Source organism: Spirosoma taeanense (genome assembly GCF_013127955.1).
Classification (GTDB): Bacteria; Bacteroidota; Bacteroidia; order Cytophagales; family Spirosomataceae; genus Spirosoma; species Spirosoma taeanense.
The window spans coordinates 1,896,396-1,918,348 of the sequence record NZ_CP053435.1; the positions used below are offsets into that span (position 1 = coordinate 1,896,396).

At 52.8% G+C, this 21,953-nt stretch carries 16 protein-coding genes; 11 read left to right on the forward strand and 5 right to left on the reverse strand.

Going from position 1 to position 21,953, the window contains the following annotated elements:
• The first annotated feature begins 35 nt into the window (after positions 1-35).
• Positions 36-830 (forward strand): ethanolamine ammonia-lyase subunit EutC, encoded by a 795-nt coding sequence (gene eutC / locus HNV11_RS07990; protein ID WP_171739166.1) that lies wholly within the window; start codon positions 36-38, stop codon positions 828-830.
• Here eutC and dprA read toward each other — a convergent pair.
• On the reverse strand, positions 763-1,887 hold the full coding sequence (gene dprA / locus HNV11_RS07995) for a DNA-processing protein DprA (protein WP_240163841.1): 1,125 nt from the start codon (positions 1,885-1,887) through the stop codon (positions 763-765). The two genes, eutC and dprA, sit on opposite strands and share 68 nt — an antisense overlap.
• 214 nt (positions 1,888-2,101) lie before the next feature.
• Between dprA and HNV11_RS08000 the strand changes: the two genes are divergently transcribed.
• Together HNV11_RS08000 and HNV11_RS08005 are read left to right on the forward strand one after the other, a co-directional pair.
• The gene (locus HNV11_RS08000) at positions 2,102-3,577 is read left to right on the forward strand and encodes a PhoX family protein (protein ID WP_171739168.1); all 1,476 of its coding nucleotides are present in this window, start codon (positions 2,102-2,104) and stop codon (positions 3,575-3,577) included.
• Positions 3,578-3,663: 86 nt separating this feature from the next.
• On the forward strand, positions 3,664-5,514 hold the full coding sequence (locus tag HNV11_RS08005) for a cytochrome c peroxidase (RefSeq protein WP_171739169.1): 1,851 nt from the start codon (positions 3,664-3,666) through the stop codon (positions 5,512-5,514).
• Between the two features lie 7 nt (positions 5,515-5,521).
• Here HNV11_RS08005 and HNV11_RS08010 read toward each other — a convergent pair whose 3' ends face one another.
• Positions 5,522-5,848, reverse strand: a complete 327-nt coding sequence (locus HNV11_RS08010; RefSeq protein WP_171739170.1) for a MerR family transcriptional regulator — start codon at positions 5,846-5,848, stop codon at positions 5,522-5,524.
• A 146-nt stretch (positions 5,849-5,994) separates the two neighbouring features.
• Here HNV11_RS08010 and alaS point away from each other — a divergent pair, with 146 nt between their 5' ends.
• Positions 5,995-8,970, forward strand: coding sequence for an alanine--tRNA ligase (gene alaS / locus HNV11_RS23905; protein WP_240163843.1), 2,976 nt, complete (start codon positions 5,995-5,997; stop codon positions 8,968-8,970).
• 80 nt (positions 8,971-9,050) lie between these two features.
• Here alaS and HNV11_RS08025 read toward each other — a convergent pair whose 3' ends face one another.
• Positions 9,051-10,154: an endonuclease/exonuclease/phosphatase family protein gene (locus tag HNV11_RS08025; protein WP_171739171.1), complete on the reverse strand. Its 1,104-nt coding sequence runs from the start codon at positions 10,152-10,154 to the stop codon at positions 9,051-9,053.
• Positions 10,155-10,392: 238 nt separating this feature from the next.
• Between HNV11_RS08025 and murI the strand changes: the two genes are divergently transcribed.
• The 3 genes from murI (at position 10,393) to HNV11_RS08040 (ending at position 14,030) form a co-directional block, all read left to right on the forward strand.
• Positions 10,393-11,226, forward strand: a complete 834-nt coding sequence (gene murI / locus HNV11_RS08030) for a glutamate racemase (RefSeq protein WP_171739172.1) — start codon at positions 10,393-10,395, stop codon at positions 11,224-11,226.
• 211 nt (positions 11,227-11,437) lie between these two features.
• Complete coding sequence (locus tag HNV11_RS08035; protein ID WP_171739173.1) at positions 11,438-12,247, forward strand: response regulator; 810 nt, start codon at positions 11,438-11,440, stop codon at positions 12,245-12,247.
• Between the two features lie 151 nt (positions 12,248-12,398).
• Complete coding sequence (locus HNV11_RS08040; RefSeq protein ID WP_171739174.1) at positions 12,399-14,030, forward strand: ABC-F family ATP-binding cassette domain-containing protein; 1,632 nt, start codon at positions 12,399-12,401, stop codon at positions 14,028-14,030.
• Between the two features lie 56 nt (positions 14,031-14,086).
• Here HNV11_RS08040 and HNV11_RS08045 read toward each other — a convergent pair whose 3' ends face one another.
• Entirely contained in the window at positions 14,087-16,204 is a 2,118-nt protein-coding gene (locus tag HNV11_RS08045; RefSeq protein WP_171739175.1) for an nSTAND1 domain-containing NTPase, read from the reverse strand.
• A 291-nt stretch (positions 16,205-16,495) separates the two neighbouring features.
• Between HNV11_RS08045 and HNV11_RS08050 the strand changes: the two genes are divergently transcribed.
• Together HNV11_RS08050 and HNV11_RS08055 are read left to right on the forward strand one after the other, a co-directional pair.
• Complete coding sequence (locus HNV11_RS08050; RefSeq protein WP_205402747.1) at positions 16,496-17,542, forward strand: methyltransferase; 1,047 nt, start codon at positions 16,496-16,498, stop codon at positions 17,540-17,542.
• 202 nt (positions 17,543-17,744) lie between these two features.
• Positions 17,745-19,094 (forward strand): dihydrolipoyl dehydrogenase family protein, encoded by a 1,350-nt coding sequence (locus tag HNV11_RS08055; protein ID WP_171739176.1) that lies wholly within the window; start codon positions 17,745-17,747, stop codon positions 19,092-19,094.
• On the opposite strand, the gene HNV11_RS08060 is transcribed toward HNV11_RS08055, so the two are convergent.
• Positions 18,982-20,502, reverse strand: a complete 1,521-nt coding sequence (locus HNV11_RS08060) for an SGNH/GDSL hydrolase family protein (RefSeq protein ID WP_171739177.1) — start codon at positions 20,500-20,502, stop codon at positions 18,982-18,984. The genes HNV11_RS08055 and HNV11_RS08060 overlap by 113 nt on opposite strands.
• Before the next feature lie 307 nt (positions 20,503-20,809).
• Between HNV11_RS08060 and HNV11_RS08065 the strand changes: the two genes are divergently transcribed.
• A complete protein-coding gene (locus tag HNV11_RS08065) occupies positions 20,810-21,307 on the forward strand; it encodes a TlpA family protein disulfide reductase (protein ID WP_171739178.1) in 498 nt (165 codons plus the stop codon).
• 13 nt (positions 21,308-21,320) lie between these two features.
• Positions 21,321-21,938 (forward strand): thioredoxin family protein, encoded by a 618-nt coding sequence (locus HNV11_RS08070; protein WP_171739179.1) that lies wholly within the window; start codon positions 21,321-21,323, stop codon positions 21,936-21,938.
• Positions 21,939-21,953: the final 15 nt, after the last annotated feature.

Genomic DNA, 21,953 nt, shown 5'->3' on the forward strand with positions numbered 1-21,953 from the left:
TTCCGGCAGGCTGCGCTTATTGACAATTGCTGAACATGACCAATTACGACCCCTGGGTTTTTTTACAAACGCACACCAGTGCCCGTATCGCGCAGGGCCGCGTTGGACATAGTCTGCCAACCCGTGCGTGGCTCGACTTCCAGCTTGATCATGCGCAGGCTCGCGATGCCGTTTACTCGCAGCTGGATACGGCTGGCCTGCTCGGTCAGCTTCATGCCATTCATCCCAACCCTATTCTGCTGCGCAGTCTGGCCACCGACCGTCGGATGTACCTGCAACGCCCTGACCTGGGGCGGAGGCTCGATGCGGTGTCTGAACGTAATCTGAATGCCATGGGGACAGAGCCGCCAACCCTAAGCCTGGTCATTGCCGACGGGCTGTCGGCAACCGCCATCAACCGGCACGGAATTCCGGTGGTGACCAATCTGGTGAACGAAGCCAGAAAGCAGGGCTGGCTGCTGGCGCCGTTCTGTCTGGTTGAACAGGGACGCGTGGCAATCGGCGACGCCATAGCGCACGCGCTGGGAGCCGAGATGGTGGTTGTGCTGATTGGCGAACGGCCGGGGCTTAGCTCCCCCGACAGTATGGGCGCTTATCTAACCTACGCGCCCCGGCCCGGCCTGACCGATGAGTCACGTAACTGCATTTCGAACATCCGGCCGGAGGGTCTGCCCTATGAGTTTGCCGTGCAGAAGCTGATGTATCTGCTGACCGAGATGAAAACCCGGCGGCTATCGGGCGTAGAACTGAAAGACGAGATGCCTATACATACACGACTGAATACTTCTTCCCCGGCAGAGAACGCACAAACCCCCGAAATTCCAGATTGAGCAGCAGCGAGGCTAGCCGACCCATCGGTATCTGCGACTGCCAGCTCAGATCGTCAATGTGCAGGTCCGCTTTCTGACGCAGCAGGGCGACAATCTGGCTTTCTTCCTCTGTAATATCCACGGGCAGCGCCGGAGCAATGTTTTTACGTATGGCCTGTTCCGATAGCTGTCCGGGCGCGCCAAGATCCCAGTTCAGGGCTTCAATAAGGTCTTTGGGGCTGGTGTAAATCTGCGCCTTGTTTTCCCGGATCAATTTGTTGCAGCCCGCTGAAAAAGTCTGGGTCAGCTGCCCCGGCACGGCGAAGACTTCGCGGTGGTAGTTGTTCGCGTATTCGGCCGTGATTAGGGCCCCGCCCTTGGCCGCGGCCTCGACCACCACGATGACATCACTCAGACCGGCAATGATGCGGTTGCGGGCCGGAAACAGGTGCGCATCGGGTTTGGTGCCGGGGGCACTTTCGGTCAGCAAACCGCCCAGACCGAGCATTTCCTGCGCCGTTTTTTGATGAATATTGGGGTAAATAATATCCAGCCCGCTGGCCATCACGCCAATCGTTGGGGCTCCACTAGCCAGGCTGGCGCGGTGGGCCGCGATGTCGATTCCGTAAGCCAGTCCGCTAATCACACTGACACCGAATGGCACCAGCGCTTCGACGATATCCGTGGTGATGCGCCTACCGTAGTCCGTAGCCTGTCGCGTACCAACCAGGCCGATGGTGCGCGGGGTGTTCAGATCGCCAGCGCCCTGGTAATAGAGCAGCGCCGGGGCATCGTAGAGGGTTTTCAGACGGGTCGGGTAAGCCTTGTCGGTATAGAACAGAGTCGTGGCCCCCATCTTTTCCAGCCGCCTGAGTACCTGTTCGGCTTCGGTTAGGGCACTGGATTTCAGAATGGCGCGGGCCGTTACGTCGCCAATGCCGGGTACTTTCAGCAGGCGGGATAGGGGAGAGCGGAACACGTCGGGCGCGGAGCCGCAGTAGCTGACGAGCTGGCGAATAAGGATGCTGCCTACGCCGGGAACGAGCGTCAGGGCAATCTGGTGAAGGTTATCAGTCACGGTGTCGGAATGGACGCTTCCGGCGGAAGCGGGTTTCGCAATCTTACTGATTTTCGGGCGTAAATACCAGTTATCCGCCTGGAATGGGCATCGGGCCGGTAAAATTTCCGTTAAGATATGTCCGCTATTCATAGCACACTCGTAACGGTGTCGTCATATTCAGGTAAAAGGTGAATGGTTGTTTTGCAGATATTTTTTGGACAACCTACATCTCATGCTTACGAGTAAACTACTTCGTTCGACAACGGCCCTTTCTTTACTGGCAATGGCTGCCTGCACAGACCATCGTGATGTCAGCAGCCCGCCTATTACGGTTCAGAATCGATCCGTAACTCCCGTGCTGGCCAAAGTACTTCCCGGCGCCGTGGGCGGGCGGCTGAGTGCCGACGGCATAAAACTGTATTCTCTGCTGAGCAGTGACGACAAACTGGAACAATCTCCGAATTACGTCTTTGGTGGATCGGCCGATGGAGCAGGTATCTTCCAGAACCCCGACGGAAACTACACCATCCTAGTCAACAACGAGGATAATTTCGCCGTATCGCGGGTTACGCTCGATAAATCGTTCAAACCCATCAAAGGCGAGTATATCCTCAACTCCGACGGAGGAACGTGGCGTCTGTGTTCGGCCACGCTCGTGACGCCCCTTGAGCATGGCTTTGGCCCCCTGTTTCTGACCTGTGGTGAAAGCGGAGAAGAATCGCGTACGCATGCCGTTCAGGTTGACGCCGATCCGCAGCAGGCGGGTATTTCGCGGGAGGTGGCCGGTCTGGGCCGCTGGAGTGCCGAAAATGCCGTGCCACTGCCTAAAACGGCTTATCCAAACAAGACCGCCATTCTGATTGGCGACGACGATTCAGGCACCAACGGTGGTCAGCTGGCTCTGTACCTCTCCAATACCGTTGGCGATCTGGAAAATGGTTCGCTCTATATGCTGAAGCGGCCAGACGGCAATCAGAAAGAAATGGATATGAAAGTAGGCACGAGCTATGACGTTGAGTTTACTAAAATTGATAACCACAAAACGCTGACCGGCGCGCAGATTAACGCGAAAGTGAATGAACTGAAGGCGCTTAAGTTTGGTCGGGTCGAAGATGTGGATTATCGGAAAGGCAGCGGAGCCAATGGCCGTGAAGTGATTTTCGCCGTAACGGGTCAGAACAACACGGGCGCCAATGCCGACTACTCCCGCTCGAAATATGGCCGGATCTATCGCCTGACCATGGACGCCAGCGATCCGACCAAAGGAAAGCTGGAGGTACTTCTGGACGGCGACGACCGCAACGGAATTGCCAGGATGTTCCAGGACCCCGATAACGTCTGCGTGACGACGAACTATGTGTATATTATGGAAGATCCGAACGAGTACGGCGACGAAAAACACGATGGGTATGTGTATCAGTATAATCTCAACACCAAACAGCTGACGCCTATCCTCGAACTCGATCACCGCCGGAACGAAGCCGATGCTGCCAAATATAACGTAGGTGGTGTGTCGAAACCGGGCTCGTGGGAAAGCAGCGGCATGATCGACGTGTCGGACGTAACGGGTCGGCCCAATACGTTCATGCTGGGTATCCAGGCCCACACCTGGCGGGGCGATCAGTACAAGGGCGTAGATGGCGGCTCGAAGCGCACCAGCGAGAACCAGGCCAGCCAGTTGATTCTGATTGAAGGGCTGCCCCGGTAATCAGTAACCGCAATATTAAGACCGCCAGACCGGATGGATTCAGCCGGTCTGGCTTTTTCCTTCAACGACTTTTACGCCACAAGCTCATGGTTTCAGAACAAACGCCGGTCAGATCCATGGATGAGCCCAACCACCCAAATCCCTGGTGGGTAGTGGTGGTTGCCGCTGGTGCGCTGTTTGCCATTGGGGTGTATGGGCTCCTCATCGGGCCGAGGCTAACACCTGCCGAAACGGTTAAGGCGCAGTTCATGCGCGACATCAACGAACTGGATAGCACGGTGAGCCAGCTACAGCGGAGCATTGCCGCGCATCAGTCCGCTTCGGGGGTTCAGTCGGCGTTTCGGCAGGCCCGACTGGCCTATAAGCGCGTCGAGTTTCTATCGGCTTACTACAGTCCTGAAACGACCCGCGCACTCAACGGCCCGAATTTACCCGACGTAGATGATGATGGGCGTGTCAACGTACCCGAAGGGTTCCAGGTGCTGGAGGAGCTTCTATTTCCGGGTGGCGATGCCAGCCTTAAGGCAGATGCCATTCAGCAGGCGGCCATCCTGCGCTCCAACGTGCACCGGCTGCGTAAAATCTCCGAAACCAATGAACTGACCGACAGCCACATCCTCGACGCGATGCGGCTGGAAGTATTCCGGATCATTTCGCTCGGCATTACGGGTTTCGATTCGCCCGTTGCCGTTCATTCCCTGCCCGAAGCCATCAGCGTGCTCGAAAGTCTGCGGGATCAGCTCGCGCACTACCATCTGGCCAGCACCAACCCGTCGCTGGCTGCCTGGCTTGATCGGGTCTTTGCGGGCGCGGTCAATGCGTTACGGGCCAGTCCCGACTTTGAGCAGTTCGACCGGCTGACGTTCATTCGCCAGCAGGCCAACGTGCTAAGCGGGCTGTTGCTGGATGCCCAGCACGCGTTGTCGATTCCGGTTTTTACGGAGAGTCGGCTGCTGTCGGCTTCGGCCCGGACTCTCAATGACCCCGGCGCCTTTGATGCGGGCTATTTTGTGAGTAGTCAGGACGACCGTCCCACGCCCGAGCGTATTGCCCTGGGCAAGATGCTATTCTATGATCCCATTTTATCCAGCAACTCGGCCGGTTCGACTTCAACCCGAACCTGCGCAAGCTGTCACCAGCCCGACCGGGCTTTTACGGATGGTGAATCCAGGAGTTTCGCCCTTGGTAAGGATGGGCAGCGTATCAGCCGCAACGCGCCAACGCTGCTGAACGCGGCTTTGCAGGCTACTCAGTTTATGGATTCGCGGGTGGTGTTTCTGGAAGATCAGGCCAGCGACGTAATCGCCAACAGGACAGAAATGCACGGGTCGCTGCCGGTTGCCGTCGAAAAGCTTCGGCAGCGCGTTGACTACCGGCAGCGCTTCGAAAGGGCATATCCGGCAGGGATTACCGAGCAGACGCTCAGGAATGCTCTGGCCAGCTACGTCCGGTCGCTGACGAATCTCGACTCGCGGGTAGATCGGTATTTACGGGGAGAGTCCGTAGCATTAACGGTCGAAGAAAAGCAGGGATTCAACCTGTTCATGGGGAAGGGAAAGTGTGCGACCTGCCACTTTTTCCCTTTGTTTAACGGTACGGTACCTCCGGCCTATCAGGAAACGGAAAGTGAAGTGCTGGGAACACCGGCTACCGCCGATGGCCGCTCGGTTGATCCCGACGTTGGGAAATTCGTGCTGACCGGGCGGGAGCCGCACCGTTACGCGTTCAAAACGCCGACCGTACGTCATGCGGCTCAGACCGCACCTTACATGCACAATGGGGTATTTCCGACGCTCGATGCCGTCGTGGATTTCTACAACAAAGGCGGTGGAAACGGGCTGGGCTTTAACCTGCCGAATCAGACGCTGCCGTTTGATAAGCTAAACCTGACAACCGCTGAAAAGAAGGCCCTGGTTACGTTCATGAAGGCGTTATGAGTCCCTTTTAATCCAGGCTTTGCCGAAGCTGGTCCAGAAACGTTTTTAACTCCTGGAGTTTAGACACGAACCGGGCATTTTCGCGTCGGCGGGCAGCCCGGTTCTTCAGCTCTTCGCGGGCACCGGGTAACGTAAGCCCCTTTTCGTTGATTAATTCGAAAATTTCTTTCAGATGGTTGATGTCGGCCTGGGTATAAACCCGATCCCCGGACCGATTTTTCTTGGGCTGAAGCGTTGGAAATTCTTTCTCGTAATACCGAAGTTTAGAGGCATTGATCTGAAACAGATCCGCTACCTCTTTTATGCCATAATACTGCTTACCTGGGTTTTCCATCTGACAATCCACTATCGCGAGCCGAAAAACCGCAAGTTTTCTCGTAAATTTGTGTCCTATTTTAAATGTTTATTAAACGGTATGTATTTGTCGGTTACTCACGGCAGATACTACCCGATGGCTGACCGTTACGGCCTCCAACCGCTATGACTTCCCACGAGATACGCCGGCATTTTCTGGATTTCTTTCACTCCAAAGAACACCTGATTGTTGCCTCTGCCCCGCTTGTTGCCAAAAATGACCCAACCCTAATGTTTAACAACTCGGGGATGGCGCAGTTCAAAGATTTCTTCCTGGGCAACGGTACGCCCCCGTCGAAGCGCGTCGCCGATACGCAGAAATGTCTGCGCGTGTCGGGTAAGCACAATGACCTCGAAGATGTTGGCTTCGATACGTATCACCACACCATGTTCGAGATGCTCGGCAATTGGTCGTTCGGGGATTATTTCAAAAAAGAAGCCATCGCCTGGGCGTGGGAACTGCTGACGGACGTTTATAAACTGCCGAAAGACCGGCTTTACGTATCGGTGTTCCAGGGCGACGAAAAGGACAACGTTCCCTTCGATCAGGAAGCGTTCGATCTCTGGAAACCCATCGTTGGCGAGGACCGGATCATCTACGGTAACAAGAAAGACAACTTCTGGGAAATGGGCGATACGGGTCCCTGCGGTCCGTGTTCAGAAATCCACGTGGATCTGCGCTCGGCTGAGGAAGTAGCCCAGAAACCCGGTAAGGAGCTTGTCAACGCCGACCATCCGCAGGTTGTCGAGATCTGGAACCTGGTGTTCATGCAGTTCAACCGCAAAGCCGACGGTTCGCTGGAGCCGCTGCCTGCCCGCCACGTCGATACGGGCATGGGTTTCGAGCGGTTGTGCATGGCCATTCAGGGCAAAAAATCGAACTATGATACCGACGTATTTACGGGTACTACTCGCGTCATTGAGGAGCTATCGGGCAAGTCCTACGGCGGCTCCATGGAAAAGTCGGACGTAGCGATGCGCGTCATTGCTGACCACATCCGGGCCGTATCGTTCGCCATAGCCGATGGTCTGGTGCCGTCGAATGCCAAGGCGGGTTACGTCATCCGGCGGATTCTGCGTCGGGCCATTCGCTATGGTTATTCGTACCTGAACCTGACCGAGCCGTTCATGACCAAACTCGTGCCGACGCTGGCTATGCAGTTTGCCGATGTATTCCCCGAACTGAACGCTCAGCGTGATTTCGTAGCGACCGTAATCCGCGAGGAAGAAATCGCCTTCCTGCGAACGTTGGGTACGGGTTTGAAATTAGTTGATAACATCACTCAGGAGTCATTGAATGAGCTTACTGCTGCAAGCGCATCATTAAGTAATATAACAGGTTCATTAGCTGAGCAATTTAAACCTTGGGTTAAGGGTAGCCAAGTTATAAGTTCCTTTATTCCTTCTTTGACTCAAGCGGCATCAAACTTTAAAAGTATTAACACTGAGTTCCTGAACCAAAATAAACTTTCAGTTGAGGCAATACAAAGGTTTGCGGAGCAGAATAAAATGTTAATAGAATCAATCAAAAAGGCAACGGAAAATTTGCCAAAAGTAAGTGAAGCTATTCGTCAACAATTCAACGAAGCATACTCAAAAGCCAAGGAAAGTTTAGACGCAACCAAGCTTAAGGGCGAAACCGTTTTCGAACTGAACGATACGTTTGGTTTCCCGGCTGACTTGACGGCGTTGATCGCCCGCGAAAAAGGGTTGAGCATCGACGAAGAAGGCTTCCAGAAGGCCTTGCAGGAACAGAAAGTGCGTTCCCGCAAGGATGCTCAATCGTCGGCGGGCGACTGGATTGAACTGACTGATCTGGACGAGAAAGTTGAATTTGTTGGTTACGACCAGCCGGATGCTTACGCGCAGGTAGTGAAGTACCGTAAGATTCAGAACAAGCAGGGGACGCAGGTACAGGTGGTACTGGATAAGACGCCGTTTTACGCGGAATCGGGTGGTCAGATCGGCGATACGGGTGTGCTCGAACTCTTCACGGGTTCAGACCGGATCGGTACGCTGACCGTGCTGGATACGAAGAAAGAAAACGATCTAGTCATTCATATTGTCCAGAACGTCGAGGGTATCGACGACCTGCTGACCAGTGCCGATTCGGTATATGCCGTTATCAACACGGCGCGTCGGGGGTTGACTGCCAGCAACCACTCAGCAACGCACCTGCTGCACTCCGCCTTGCGCGAGGTGCTGGGCAGTCACGTCGCGCAGAAAGGCTCTTACGTTGGCCCCGATGCGTTACGGTTCGACTTTTCGCATTTCAGTAAAGTGACCGATGAGCAACTGGCCGAAGTGGAGCGCATTGTGAATGAGAAGATTCGCGAAGATATTCCGCTCGACGAGAAACGTAACGTTCCCATCGAGCAGGCAAAACAGATGGGCGCAATGGCCCTGTTCGGCGAAAAATACGGCGACTTTGTTCGCGTCATCACCTTCGATCCGAACTACTCGGTCGAGCTTTGCGGAGGAACGCACGTTCAGGCAACGGGCCATATCGGTCTGTTCAAGTTCACGGGCGAAGGCTCCGTATCGACGGGCGTCCGGCGGGTTGAGGCTAAAACGTCATTGGGCGCTGAGCAACTTGTCAACGAGCAGATGGCGGTGGTCAGCGAATTGAAGGAGCTTCTGAAAGCCCCGAAAGACGTCGTGAAGGCGGTACAGACGCTGCTTGAAGAGCGCAGCGCCCTGCAAAAGCAGGTGGAATCGCTACAGAACGAAAAAGTACAGCAACTTAAGAACCAGCTTCTGGAGAAAGTTGAAACCGTCAACGGCCACAGCCGGCTCGTTGAGCGGGTTGACGTACCCTCGGCGGATGCGCTCAAGCAACTGGCTTACGATCTCAAGGCGAAGGTAGATAACCTCGCCCTGGTTCTGGGGGCAGATATTAACGGCAAGCCGCAGCTCGCGGTCATGCTGCCCGATTCGCTCATTCAGGACCGGAAATTAAACGCCGGTCAGGTTGTAAAAGACCTCGCGAAAAATATCAAAGGCGGTGGCGGTGGTCAACCATTCTTCGCGACGGCGGGTGGTTCCGATCTGTCGGGTCTGGATGCGGCTCTGGCGCAGGGTAAAGCCTTGCTGAGCGAGTAAGCGACTGGAATAAGCTTAGGTTCGGCGGTGAAGTATCTGTATAATGGATACTTCACCGCCGAACTGTTTTCAGGGGATGTCTAAGTGGTCTGAGTCGAAGTCCGCTCTTCCCTAGCTTCCGTAATTTTCTCATTAGACTCCTCCAGGTCATCCTGTTCAGGCTGCGGAATCTCATTCGGTTGCTGAGCCTGCTCCGGTACATACGTCAGCGCAATGAACATAGGGAAGTGATCGGAGCCGCAATTGGGTAAACGCTGAATCCGCTGCAACTGAAAATGCTCGGAAACAAAAACGTGGTCGAGCGGCCAGCGCAGAAAAAAATATTTGGCGTGAAACGTATTGTATAAGCCCCGACCAATGCGGGGGTCCAGCAAACCGCTTATCCGCTGGAACAGCCGGGTAGTGTGCGACCAGGCTACATCGTTCAAATCGCCCGCCACAATGATAGGGCCTGACTTGGTTCGGGCCTCTTTGCCAACTAGCAGCAGTTCAGCGTCGCGCTCGGTTGATCGGTCGTTCTCGGTAGGGCTCGGCGGGGTGGGATGTACCCCATAGAAATGAATTAACTGCCCCGAGGGCAGCTCCAGCTGCGCGTAGATGGAGGGAATGTCGTCCTGAATCAGAAACCGCAGTTCGTGCTGGCGGATGGGATAGCGGGAGTACATTAGCATACCATACGTGTTTTCCAGCGGATACAGAATCCGATATGGGTAATTCGGCTCAATAGCCGCCAGTTCATCCTTCCACCGCTGGTTGGCTTCCAGCACCAGCACTACATCCGGTTTATATTGATCGGTCATATCCCGGACTTTGGGCGTCTGCGTATTGTCCATAAAGACATTGCTGACCAGCAACCGGATGGTATTACGCTCTGAAGTTTCGTTGTTGCTGTTATGGGGGAGTCGCACAACCTGTTTCCGGTGCAGGGGCGTAAACGGATAAATCAGCCAGCTCTGATAAAGCAGTGTTGCCAGCAGCCCGATCGGAACGATGATCAGGAAGCCCTCGCGGGGGTAGCCGATTGCCAGCCAGCCTAAAACGCCAATGCCCGCCAGAACGGTGAGCTGCAGATGCGGAAAATCCCACATCCGAATCCACCAGTAATCGAGCCGGATCAGGTTGATAAACGACGCTAGAGTAATGACAATGGAGTATATGAGCAGAGCGTAGTCAATAGCATACATGGATCAGAGAGTGATGGCGGTTATTGCACCTAACCCCAAAAGACAATTTGCTGTTTATCGCCTGCCCTAAATTCTAAAGTCGATTCGGCGTATAGGCTAAACAGTTTGCTCGGCTATTCCAACTGTTTTTTAGCTAACTTGCGCGAATAATTATAGTTTAATCGGTGAGGAGACCGGCAAACCGCCTGGAAATGTTCTTCTGGTTTGCATTCAGCGGGGCTGAGTGCCTGCATCTCTTATGAATCAACCCATTGGCGTGTTCGATTCGGGCTATGGCGGGCTGACCGTTCTGCGCGAGATCGTTCGCAAATTACCCCAGTACGATTACGTCTATCTTGGCGACAATGCCCGGACGCCCTACGGTCCCCGCTCATTTGATACCGTATACCAATACACGCTTGAGTGCGTAAGGCACCTGTTCGACCGGGGGTGCCGATTGGTCGTACTGGCCTGCAACACGGCCTCCGCAAAAGCGCTCCGAAATATTCAGCAGCTTGACCTGCCCGTTCTGGCACCCGGCCCCAGTGGACCATCCCGGCGGGTGCTGGGCGTAATCCGGCCGACAACCGAGGTCATCGGCCATTACTCCAGGAGTGGCCACGTCGGAATTCTGGCCACGCGGGGTACGGTTACGTCTGGGTCTTATCCGGTCGAGATTGAAAAGTTTTTTCCAGGGCTGCGTGTCTATCAGGAAGCGTGTCCAATGTGGGTGCCGCTGGTCGAAAATGGCGAATACGCCAGCGCCGGGGCCGATTATTTTATTCGGCAGCACATCGACCGGCTGCTCGGACCGGCAGAAAACATTGATACCTTGCTACTGGCCTGCACGCATTACCCGCTTCTGTTCGATAAGATCCGGCAGTTTACACCCGCTGGTACAACCATTCTGACCCAGGGCGGCATCGTAGCCGACCGACTGGCCGATTACCTCGACCGACATCCTGAAATAGACGTGCAGTGCAGTAGGGGCGGGGAGCGCGTTTTTCTGACCACCGACTCAACCGAGGACTTTGACCGACAGGCAGCCGTTTTTTATGGCGAGCCAGTACGGTCGGCACATTTGAGTCTATAATAAACTCCAATAACAAATGAGTTTGAAAATTGTATCATAAGAACTATATAGCTGTCGATTTGGTGTATATACATCTTTTATAGCCTGTTTTTTATTGATCGTCAGTTCTGCCTTACGTGGCTAATTTTATGGATCTAATTAATCTATAGAATTGGTAGAATCTATATCGTCATCTGCATCGTAGTTAACTAATACAAAGTGGTATTACTGAATGGAGTCCGTTAATATATTAATCGTCGAAGATGAGGTAATCTTAAGTATGGATTTGTCCTACCGGCTTCGGCAAATGGGATACCGGGTTGTCGATACGGTCGATAATGGCCTCCGCGCCCTCGACATCTATCAGAGCCAGCCTATTGATCTGGCCTTACTCGATATTCATATTCTGGGAGAATGGGATGGCATCGAAACGGCCCGGCGGATGCGCCAGATCAAGCAGACGCCCCTTATTTTTCTGACGGCCATGACCGACGCCATGACCATCGAACGCGCCCGGAAAGTGTCTCCTTCGGCGTATATCACCAAACCGTTCAACGACCTGAATCTGCAGATCGCCATCGACCTGGCGATTCATAATTTCGCACATCAGCAATCGGCCATAGTTCCCGGCCGTATAGCACAGGTAGACAACAGATCCGTTTCGCCCATGACCGAACCACCCGAACCGGCCAGGGGCGAAACGATCATGTTTTCGAAGGAATACGTTTTTGTTAAGCAGAACTACCGGTTCGTGAAGTTTCGGCAGGCTGATATCCTGTATCTGCAGTCGGAAGGAAATTACACGGACATCATTACCCCGACGCACAAATACACCCTGCGCATGGTGCTGAACAAGGTTCTGGATAAGTTTCAGGCGGCCAATACGTCGCGTCCCGATATTATCCGTATTCACCGATCCTATGCCGTAAATCTGCGCCAGATTCAGTCGTTCAGCGAGAACGAAGTCTCGCTCGGAGATCGCACACTACCCATTGGCCGCAGCTACCGCGATGCGTTCCTGAAGGGGTTTGCCTTTATGTAGCCTAATCGTGGTCGAATAGCCCTGATCCGTTTTTACCTACAGACACAGGTCCATTAGTCCGTACCCGTATAGGCTGCTGTAAAGGCGCGTACTGCCTTTTCCCGCCAAAATTTCGTATCTTTGCGGTATATTCTGAACGAGAAATCGCATTATGATCAACGTATCTAACGTCTCGCTCCGCTATGGTAAGCGGGTGCTGTTTGACGACGTCACTATAAAATTTACCTCCGGCAACTGTTACGGCGTTATCGGCGCCAACGGAGCCGGTAAGTCTACCTTTCTGAAGATTCTATCTGGCGAAATTGAGCCGCAGACCGGCTCGGTTACGATGACGCCCGGCGAGCGGATGTCGGTGCTGAACCAGAATCAGTCGGCCTACGACGAGTATCCGGTGCTGCAGACGGTTATCATGGGCAACAAGCGCCTGTATGACATCATGCAGGAAAAAGACGCCCTGTATGCCAAAGCCGATTTTACGGATGCCGACGGCGAGAAAGCCGCCGAACTCGAATCGGAATTTGCCGAGATGAATGGCTGGGATGCAGAGTCGGATGCCGCCAGTCTGCTGTCGGGTCTGGGTATCAAAGAAGATATGCACTACTCGCTGATGAGCGATCTGAACGGTTCCGAGAAGGTACGGGTGTTGCTGGCGCAGGCGCTCTTTGGCAACCCCGACGTGCTGCTGCTTGACGAGCCGACCAACAACCTCGACGTAGAGTCGGTGATCTGGCTCGAAAACTTCCTGGCCAACTTCAATAACACGGTTATCGTCGTCTCGCACGACCGTCACTTCCTCGATCAGGTTTGTACGCAGATTGTGGACGTCGACTTCAGCAAGGTTAAGCTCTTCGCCGGCAACTATTCGTTCTGGTATGAGTCGAGCCAGCTTGCTCTGAAACAGCGGCAGGACCAGAACAAAAAGACCGAGGACAAGCGGAAAGAGCTGGAAGAATTCATCCGGCGGTTCTCGGCCAACGCGTCGAAGTCCAAGCAGGCGACAAGCCGGGCCAAACTGCTCGAAAAGCTTACGATTGACGATATTCAGCCATCATCGCGTAAGTATCCCTACGTAAATTTCAAACCGGAGCGCGAGCCGGGCGACCAGATACTCACCGTCGAGAACCTGACCTATACGGCCGAAGACGGCACCAGGCTGTTCGAAAACCTGTCGTTCACGGTGAACAAACAGGATAAGATTTTTCTGTATAGCCGCGATGGTCTGGCCGTTTCGGCACTAATGGATATTCTGGCGGGTGAACGTAAAGCCGATTCGGGTACGTTCCGCTGGGGCATCACGATCACCATGTCGTATTTCCCGACGGATGCTGAGAAAGAAAAGTTTTTCCAGACCGACCTGAATCTGGTAGACTGGCTCCGGCAATACTCCGAGGAGAAGGACGAAAGCTTTATTCGGGGCTTCCTGGGCCGGATGCTGTTCTCGGGCGAGGAATCGCTGAAGAAAGCCAGCGTGCTATCAGGGGGCGAAAAAGTGCGCTGTATGCTGTCGAAGATGATGCTGTCGGGCGCGAACGTCTTGATGCTCGACGAGCCGACTAACCACCTCGACCTCGAATCTATCGAGTCGCTGAACAACGGCCTGATTGATTTTAAAGGGCCGATCCTGTTCACCTCCCACGACCACCAGTTTGTGCAGACGATTGCTAACCGGATCATCGAAATCACTCCGGCGGGTATCCTCGACAAGTTGATGACCTACGACGAGTACCTGACCGACGAGCGCGTAAAAGCCCAGCGCGGTGAACTGTACGAAGCCGTAGCATAACGAGTTATAATTAACATAAAAAAGCAGCTGTTTGTACAAACAGCTGCTTTTTTATGTTAATCCTCTTCTGCAAGTGACAGCAGTTCGTCTTTCAATTTAGTGTTTGTGCTATACTCCCAAATAATGAGCACTCGATGTAGGGATCTGGCTCTATACTGATCAGTCAGCTCATTAATCGTCAATCTGACTTCGTTCCAGGCATTAAGTTTGGCAAAGCCCTGCGCGATCGCGGACAGGACATCGGCTTTAAGCGCGCCATCTAAACCAGCGCTGACTTGCAGGGCTTGCTGGAGTCCGGCTTTGTCGCCCAGCTTGGCAAAGCCCTGCGCGATCGCGGGCAGGACATCGGCTTTAGCCGAGCCATCTAATTGGGATATGACCCGAAATGCTTTTGACGAATTGCCTGTTATTGCTAGCGTACGAATGGCCCAGTTTTGAGTCGCTGCATTTTTGGACTGGCTTAACTGGCTTACTGACCATTTCAAATGTTGTACCTGGCCCCAGGAGGTCTCCCAGACAATATAGCTAATCAGGCAAAGGCTTATGAGGCTAATCCCAATACCAAACCGGGTACGCCAGCGCCGGGTAGTCTGCACTAACAACTCTTCCTTAACGATCTGTTGTGGCCCCCATACAAGATAGGGTTTCTGAGTCCGTATAAGACGCCATTCTCCCCAGGGTAATAAATATCGATTAGAGCGGTCATTCGCCAGCCATTCGTTTACACGCCGGTCAAGGAGTTGATTTGCCTTTGCCTGATCGGTCAATAATTGATTGGCTACTTTATGCAGTGCCGGAATTAACCGTTCGTGAGCCAGTTTACAGCCTTGTGCTTCGCGGATAACCAATCGAACGTCGGGACGACTCAGATAGTCAAGTGATTCCAGAATTTCGGCTTCTGTTAATGCATTGGCTGTCCGATCCCGAATGACCCCGTGCGGAAGTACGCCGGCCCGTACGTTATTTTCCAGATTCGTCAACGCCAGCAATACTTTCAGATCAATCTGGCTGTTGCGGGCTTCCAGTACTTTCCGAATAAATCGCTCGAGCAGACCCTCCACACCACCTAGCCGCTGATAGGTTTTTCGGTCAAAAGCAGCTTCTCCCGTCGTTCGCTGGCCCGCTAGGAGCCATGCCAGAATTTGTACTTCTACGGGCGATACGCGGCCTTCTTCCCGGTCGGCAAGCTGGCGTTCGGCCACTTCTTCAATAAATTCTTCGTCGAACACCAGGCCAACCTCCTCGGCCATTACCTGAAAAATAGCGGTGGCCTGCCTGGGGGTAAACTTGGTTAAAATTAACAGTTCCTGGGGGCCAAGACTATAGCCCATAAGTTTTTGCAAATCAGATGTCTGGTAATAAAAATCCCGCCGAATCGATAACAGGATACGATGGTTGCTTTCATGCCGACTAGCGTACCAGCCAATCAATGCCTGCACAAACGGGTCGGTATCAAGGCTCTGATGGCGCTGAAAGAAAAACTGCTCAAACTGATCGAAGAGCAAAACAAGCGGCTTACCCGTTCCGGATGCTGTCTGTAACAGCCTGGTCAGGTTAGCCTCCATTGGCAATGGTTCAGTAAGTACAAGTTGTTCAGTAAGCGCCTGTCGGACAGAGAAGAGTGGGTCCCGGTCGGTAAACTCTACGTACACACATCGGAACCGTGATTCATCAACATTGAGCCGGGGTCGCAGACCCGCCTGAAGAAATGACGTTTTACCGCAGCCAGACTCACCATGCAGGATACCAAACCTGAACGTTTTGGCCGTAATAATATTGAGGCATTCACGCAGGTCGTCTTCGCGCTGCAGTTTAGCGAACACCGACGCATCTTCAGCTTCAAAAGGCACTAGTCCTTTAATGGCGTTCTGACCAACGGCAACCGGTACAACGACACGTTTTGGCGTTGCCTGCAAGGCTACCACAAATGCGCCTATAAACAACAGGACGCCTACGATAGCCCAAGCCCAGTTGTACCAGGACGGTAAGGCTATTAAGGAAAAGCCCGTTATAACTCCGTTTAAAACAGGAGGGTTAAATAAAATGATCCAGAAGCCAAAACAGGTCGTTAATATCCTGAGCCAGTTTCGTGTGCGCCAGGCTATGGCCAAGCCCGTAGCGACATCCTCAACTTTTTGGCCCAGGTCCTGCGAGGATTTAATTTGACCTTCCATGTTAAGTGAAAAGTAAAGGGTTAGACTGGCAGTTATTCGCTTTTGTGAAAAGCCATTTGCCATTCTACGTATATTTTTTAACAATCTGTAATCCAATCTTATAAGCTTTCTACCATTTTATTTAACGTGCTATCGAAAACTGTCTCCGTATCTGAGTGGCATACAATTGGTAAGGTGATACTGCTGGTTCGGGTATGGTTTTTTCCTGTTGAATATTCTTGCGCGCGGGTTCAGGAGCGTTACGTAACACCTTTGTGCTACTAAACGCTTAACAGTCGCCAAACAACACGAATGAACAACATGGAAACGGAGCCAGAAACGGCCTTATCATCGAGCCGAATTATGGAAGCGGGTATGGGTTTCCGGGCTTCTCAAACCCTGCTGACAGCCATTAAACTCAATCTGTTTACCGAGCTGGGCGATGACTCTGTTGAGGCAAGTGAGCTTAAAAACCGGGTTCAGCTTCATTCTCCGGCTATGCTCGATTTTCTGGATGCGCTGGTTGCCCTCGAGTTTCTACAGCGGGAAGGCACCGGCCGGGAAGCCCGGTATGCCAATACGGCCGAGACCCGGCTATTCCTCCACCGGGGGAGTCCGGCCTATATCGGTGGACTGCTGGAAATGGCCAACGACCGCTTATATCCGTTCTGGGCAAATCTGGAAGAAGCGCTGCATACCGACAAACCCCAGCATGAAGCGAAATTCATCGACCGGCCCCTGTTTGACGTGATTTACGACGACCCGGCCATTCTGGAGCAGTTCCTCAACGCCATGGCGGGCGCTCAACTGGGCGGCTTTATGGCCCTGGCCGAGAAATTTGATTTCAGCCGGTTCCGGTCAATGTGCGACGTGGGTGGAGCTAATGCCATGTTGTCTGTCTGCGTTGCCGGGCAGCATCCGCACCTCCGCTGCCTGTCGCTCGATTTGCCGTCGGTTGTGCCGGTCGCCCAGAAAACCGTCGATCAGTTCGGCCTCAGTAAGCAGATTCGGGTGGGCAGCATTGACTTTATGACGCAGGAATTTCCAGAGACTGACATTATCATGATGGGTAATATTCTGCATGATTGCAGTCTGGAAGACAAACAGATGCTCATCCGGAAAGCGTATGATGCCTTGCCATCGGGTGGAGCGCTGATTGTAATCGAAAACATTATCGACGATGACCGAAAACGTAATGCCTTTGGTCTTCTCATGTCGTTGAATATGTTCATGGAAACCGAAAGCGGCTTTGACTTTACATACGCTGACTTTCAGGCGTGGGCAGCGAAGGCCGGTTTTGAATCGACCGAAAAACTCTCGCTGGTGGGACCTTCCAGTGCCGTAATCGCTTATAAATAAATTTATCAGATAGTAGAAGGAAGGTTATAGGCGTAGCCTGGCGCTACGCCTTTTTTTTGTGAATATGTTGCGCGGAACGATTGTCAATTATCTGACAATCAGAAGGGTATTTGTTATAGATGGCAGGTTGTAAGTCAGGTGGTAGCTACTAGTTTTAGGAAAAAGACGATTTGGTTAGTTATACAGTACGAACCCCATATTTATGCAATCCTTCGATCTTATTGTGATTGGGACCGGTTCTGCCGGTAAAACAGTCGCTCAGACTGTTCGGGAAGCCGGTAAAACCGTAGCCATTATTGATAAATTACCTTTCGGCGGCACCTGCTCGCAACGGGGGTGCGATCCTAAAAAAGTGCTGGTGGGCGCGGCCGAGATTGTCGCCCGTTCGGAGCAGATGCTGGACAAAGGCATTTCAGCCGTACCCGCAATCGACTGGCCGGCGCTGATGGCCTTCAAGAAGACGTTCACCGATCCCATACCGGAAAATACCGAGAAAAAATTTGTCGATCTGGGTATCCAGTCGTTTCACGGTACGGCTACGTTTCTATCGGCCAATACCCTACGCGTTGGGGATGACGAGCTAACGGCAAAGCAAATAGTGATTGCGGCAGGCGCTAAACCCCAGCCGCTGAACATTCCGGGCGAAGCGCTGCTGATTGACAGTACGCAGTTTCTTGAACTGCCGGAGCTGCCACGCGAAATCGTGATGGTTGGCGGAGGCTACATTGCCTTCGAGTTTGCCCATATTGCCGCCCGCGCAGGAGCAAACGTAACTATTGTGCACAGAGGTAAACGCCCGCTGGAAGGCTTTGATGCCGACCTGGTTAACCTGCTGGTTAAGGGCGTGGAGGCCATTGGTATCCGGATCGTGCTGGAAGCGAACGTAACCAGAGTTGAAGGCGAACCCGGCGATCTGACCGTTCATTACGACCGACAGGGGACCTGTGAGTCGGTAGCAGCCGGGCTGGTCGTTCACGCGGCTGGTCGTGTGGCCGATGTGGCTGAGCTGGCGCTGGAGAAAGCGGGCGTTGAGGTAGGCGAGAAGGGTGTAAAGGTCAATGCGCACCTGCAAAGCGTCTCGAACCCGGCGGTGTATGCCTGCGGAGACGTAGCCGATAAGGGACTGCCTCTTACGCCTATGGCCAGTTATGAAGGACGGCTTGTGGCCGAAAATATACTCAACAGCAATCGGCAAACCTTCGATAGTGACCCCGTTCCGACAACGGTATTTACGGTGCCGCCCATGGCCTCCATTGGTTTAACCGAAGAGCAGGCCCGGAAGCAGGGACGTAAAGTGAAAGTGCTGTTCCAGGAAACCAAAGACTGGTATAGCAACCGGCGCATTAATGAACCGGTGGCGGGATTCAAGACGATCGTCGATGAAGAGTCCGGGCAACTGCTGGGGGCACACCTGCTGGGAGCGGGCAGCGACGAAGTAATTAATCTCTTTGCGCTGGCCATGAAACATCAGATTCCGGCAAAAGCCCTGGGCGATATGCTATTTGCTTACCCCACGCACGGGTCTGACCTGAGCTATATGCTACCCGACTAGGTTTACGTCGATCGGGCAGACCGATTAATTTCCGGTAAACCGGATGATGCAGCAACGCATTGGCGGCAAACTGTTCGCCTTGTTTAGACCAGTGTCCATCACAGGCGACGTAAAGTTCAGCCAGATTGTGCTCATAGGCGAGAAATCTGGGGGCAAGTGGAATAAAGCCAATCTGTTGTCGCCTGCAAAAATCAGCGAGTACCGCGTCGATCCGATTTGACTTTCCCTGCTTCAGGGCTTTCAGGTCGGGCAGCGTTGGCAACGACACAATCAGGACTTTCTTTCCGCGGGCCTCCTGTATCAACTGATTCAGGGAATGGCGAACATATTGCCATTCCTGATCGCTGAACTGCTCGTACTTCGTATACTCACCTGCCAGATAATCGCTGGATTGCCTTTCCCCCAGTAAGCGAAACAGGCTGGAGTTCATCAAAACATCCGCCTTGAGTTTATTACTGAGGGAAAGAGCTGTGTATAAGGAGTCAACAATCTTCAGAAGCGACGCACTCGTGTGATTCCCATAAAAAATGGATTGCCCAACGTTCGCCAGGCTGTAACGTAATGTGTAGTTGGGATAGTTTCCCTGCCAATAGGGTACGTATTTAGGCCAGTCAACGAGGGTGTATAACCGCTGTTCGTTTAAAATCTCGAAATCATTGGCGGGAAGGAAGCCAATAATCAGCACATCGGCGCAAAAGGCTTTTGCTACGCCTTTGTACATTAAGTAATAATTGACCGGGTTAGAACCATTTACGGCGAAATTAAGGTGTTCAAGTCCCGTTTCACGCTCCAGAATCGAGCTGCATCGATCCGGCTCGTTAACCATATAGCCTTCCATGAAGGAATCGCCCAGGATGGCAATGCGTTTTTTCTGCGGAGCTGGATTGACCACTTCCCGCTGTCGATCCAGGCCGCCCACCGAATTGGATATCCGCCATAACGAGTCACCTGCGCAATTAACAACGGTCTGGCAATCGTTGGGCAGGTGCATCCGCCCGGCAACAGGATTGAGGTCACCCGCTGGAAAAGGTTTGATCGAAGCCACACCGGGTGAAACGTAAAATCGGCGAAAGACAAACGGTTCACTCTTGACGAAGTCAAACGCCAGCGCCAAATGACCAATGACTTCTACTACAACCAGCACGAACAGAACCGATAGGAATGATAAGGATATGTTCTGGACGGTTTTGAACGTAGACAGTAGGCCTACACTGAACAACAGCCCCAGACAGTTCAGAATCAGTAAAACACCGACTACATTCTGATAGGCTATGTTTCCTGCCAGTCCATCCGCGTTACCCCTCACCTGATCATAGATAGACGTAAGCCCAAATAAACCAAGTAATAGTATGGCTGAAGCGCCCCAGAAGCAGGCTGCTTTTTCCATACGTAGGGTATGGTTATTCATAGACTTACAGTGCTAAAGAAGTTTATTAATCAGACAGGTCATCAATGGAAAAGCGTTGTCAGCTACCGGTCCGAAGCCCTAATTTGAGTAAATATAGACTAGCATTAAATCAGGAGAAGCGCTTAGTATTTGCCTTGCTTAACTAGCTAGGAAAAGAAAACAGCGAAATAGTGCTCTTTTTTAATGAATGTACCTTATAATCAATAGATACCAGATAAGTAAGGGCGCACTTTATTTAAAGGTAAAAACCAGGCGCCCAGATCAAGCGTTTTCTTCCTGTCTGCTTTAATGAGTAACCCTGCTCCTGATGGTGTCCACTATACCGATACGCTGTATTCTCGCTGCCAGCCTGCTGTCTGGAGTTACGCTGGCGCAGGATCAGTCGATAAAAATTATCGAGCTGGCGCAACTGAAGCAGGTGCTGGACCAGCCGGACGATACGCTGCGCGTGGTGAATTTCTGGGCGACCTGGTGCATGCCCTGCGTTAAGGAACTGCCTCATTTTGAGGCTATACGGCGGGCCTACTTGGGCAGGAAGGTGAGTGTATTACTGGTGAGTATGGACGACAGAAAAGACCTGAACACCAAAGTGATACCATTTGTCCGTAAACGTGGGATTCGATCGCGGGTGGTCCTGCTAGATGAACCAGACCCTAACAGCTGGATCGATCAGATAGCGCCGGAGTGGTCGGGTGCCTTACCGATGACCTTGATTGTCAATGCGAAACAAAAGCGCCGTACGTTTATTGGAAAAGCCCTAAAAGCTGGAGAACTTGGCGTAATCATTAACGCCCACAAACTCTAAAACGCTGCTCGTCATGAGAAGGACTCTGTTATTTTCAGGTTTCGCACTAGTGCTACTAATGTCGCTGCTGAGTGCTCGGCTGGTATCGGACGGTTATAAAGTTGGGGATGTAATTCAGGATTTCAAGCTGAAGAATGTAGACGGTAAAACGGTTTCACTGGCCGATAAGCCGGCGAAAGTATACATCATCGCCTTTACCTGCAACACCTGCCCGGTCGCTAAAGCGTATGAAAATCGAATTATCGCCCTGAACGAGCAATTTGCGCCTAAAGGCTATCCGGTTGTGGCTATTCAATCCAACGACGCTGAACAGTCGCCCGGCGATTCGTATGGAGCCATGCAGCAGCGGGCCAGCAACAGGAAGTACGCATTCCCTTATCTGCACGACGAGACGCAGGCCGTTGCGCGGGCATTTGGTGCCACCAATACGCCCCACCTGTTTGTGGTTCAGCGGCAGGGTGACCAATACCGGGTCGCTTATATTGGCGCTATTGACAACAGCCAGCGGGATGCGGCCGGGGCCACCCGAAAGTATGTCGAAGAAGCGGTTAACGAACTGCTGGCGGGTAAACCCGTAACGACGACTTCAGCTAAAGCCATCGGCTGCGGCATTAAATGGAAGGACGCTTAATTGATTTCGGATAGA

Bases quoted from the DNA above. Each gene is read 5' to 3' on its own strand.
- eutC (WP_171739166.1), top strand. From the start codon at position 36: ATGACCAATTACGACCCCTGGGTTTTTTTACAAACGCACACCAGTGCC.
- HNV11_RS08000 (WP_171739168.1), top strand. From the start codon at position 2,102: ATGCTTACGAGTAAACTACTTCGTTCGACAACGGCCCTTTCTTTACTG.
- HNV11_RS08005 (WP_171739169.1), top strand. From the start codon at position 3,664: ATGGTTTCAGAACAAACGCCGGTCAGATCCATGGATGAGCCCAACCAC.
- HNV11_RS08010 (WP_171739170.1), bottom strand. From the start codon at position 5,848: ATGGAAAACCCAGGTAAGCAGTATTATGGCATAAAAGAGGTAGCGGAT.
- alaS (WP_240163843.1), top strand. From the start codon at position 5,995: ATGACTTCCCACGAGATACGCCGGCATTTTCTGGATTTCTTTCACTCC.
- HNV11_RS08025 (WP_171739171.1), bottom strand. From the start codon at position 10,154: ATGTATGCTATTGACTACGCTCTGCTCATATACTCCATTGTCATTACT.
- murI (WP_171739172.1), top strand. From the start codon at position 10,393: ATGAATCAACCCATTGGCGTGTTCGATTCGGGCTATGGCGGGCTGACC.
- HNV11_RS08035 (WP_171739173.1), top strand. From the start codon at position 11,438: ATGGAGTCCGTTAATATATTAATCGTCGAAGATGAGGTAATCTTAAGT.
- HNV11_RS08040 (WP_171739174.1), top strand. From the start codon at position 12,399: ATGATCAACGTATCTAACGTCTCGCTCCGCTATGGTAAGCGGGTGCTG.
- HNV11_RS08045 (WP_171739175.1), bottom strand. From the start codon at position 16,204: ATGGAAGGTCAAATTAAATCCTCGCAGGACCTGGGCCAAAAAGTTGAG.
- HNV11_RS08050 (WP_205402747.1), top strand. From the start codon at position 16,496: ATGAACAACATGGAAACGGAGCCAGAAACGGCCTTATCATCGAGCCGA.
- HNV11_RS08055 (WP_171739176.1), top strand. From the start codon at position 17,745: ATGCAATCCTTCGATCTTATTGTGATTGGGACCGGTTCTGCCGGTAAA.
- HNV11_RS08060 (WP_171739177.1), bottom strand. From the start codon at position 20,502: ATGAATAACCATACCCTACGTATGGAAAAAGCAGCCTGCTTCTGGGGC.
- HNV11_RS08065 (WP_171739178.1), top strand. From the start codon at position 20,810: ATGGTGTCCACTATACCGATACGCTGTATTCTCGCTGCCAGCCTGCTG.
- HNV11_RS08070 (WP_171739179.1), top strand. From the start codon at position 21,321: ATGAGAAGGACTCTGTTATTTTCAGGTTTCGCACTAGTGCTACTAATG.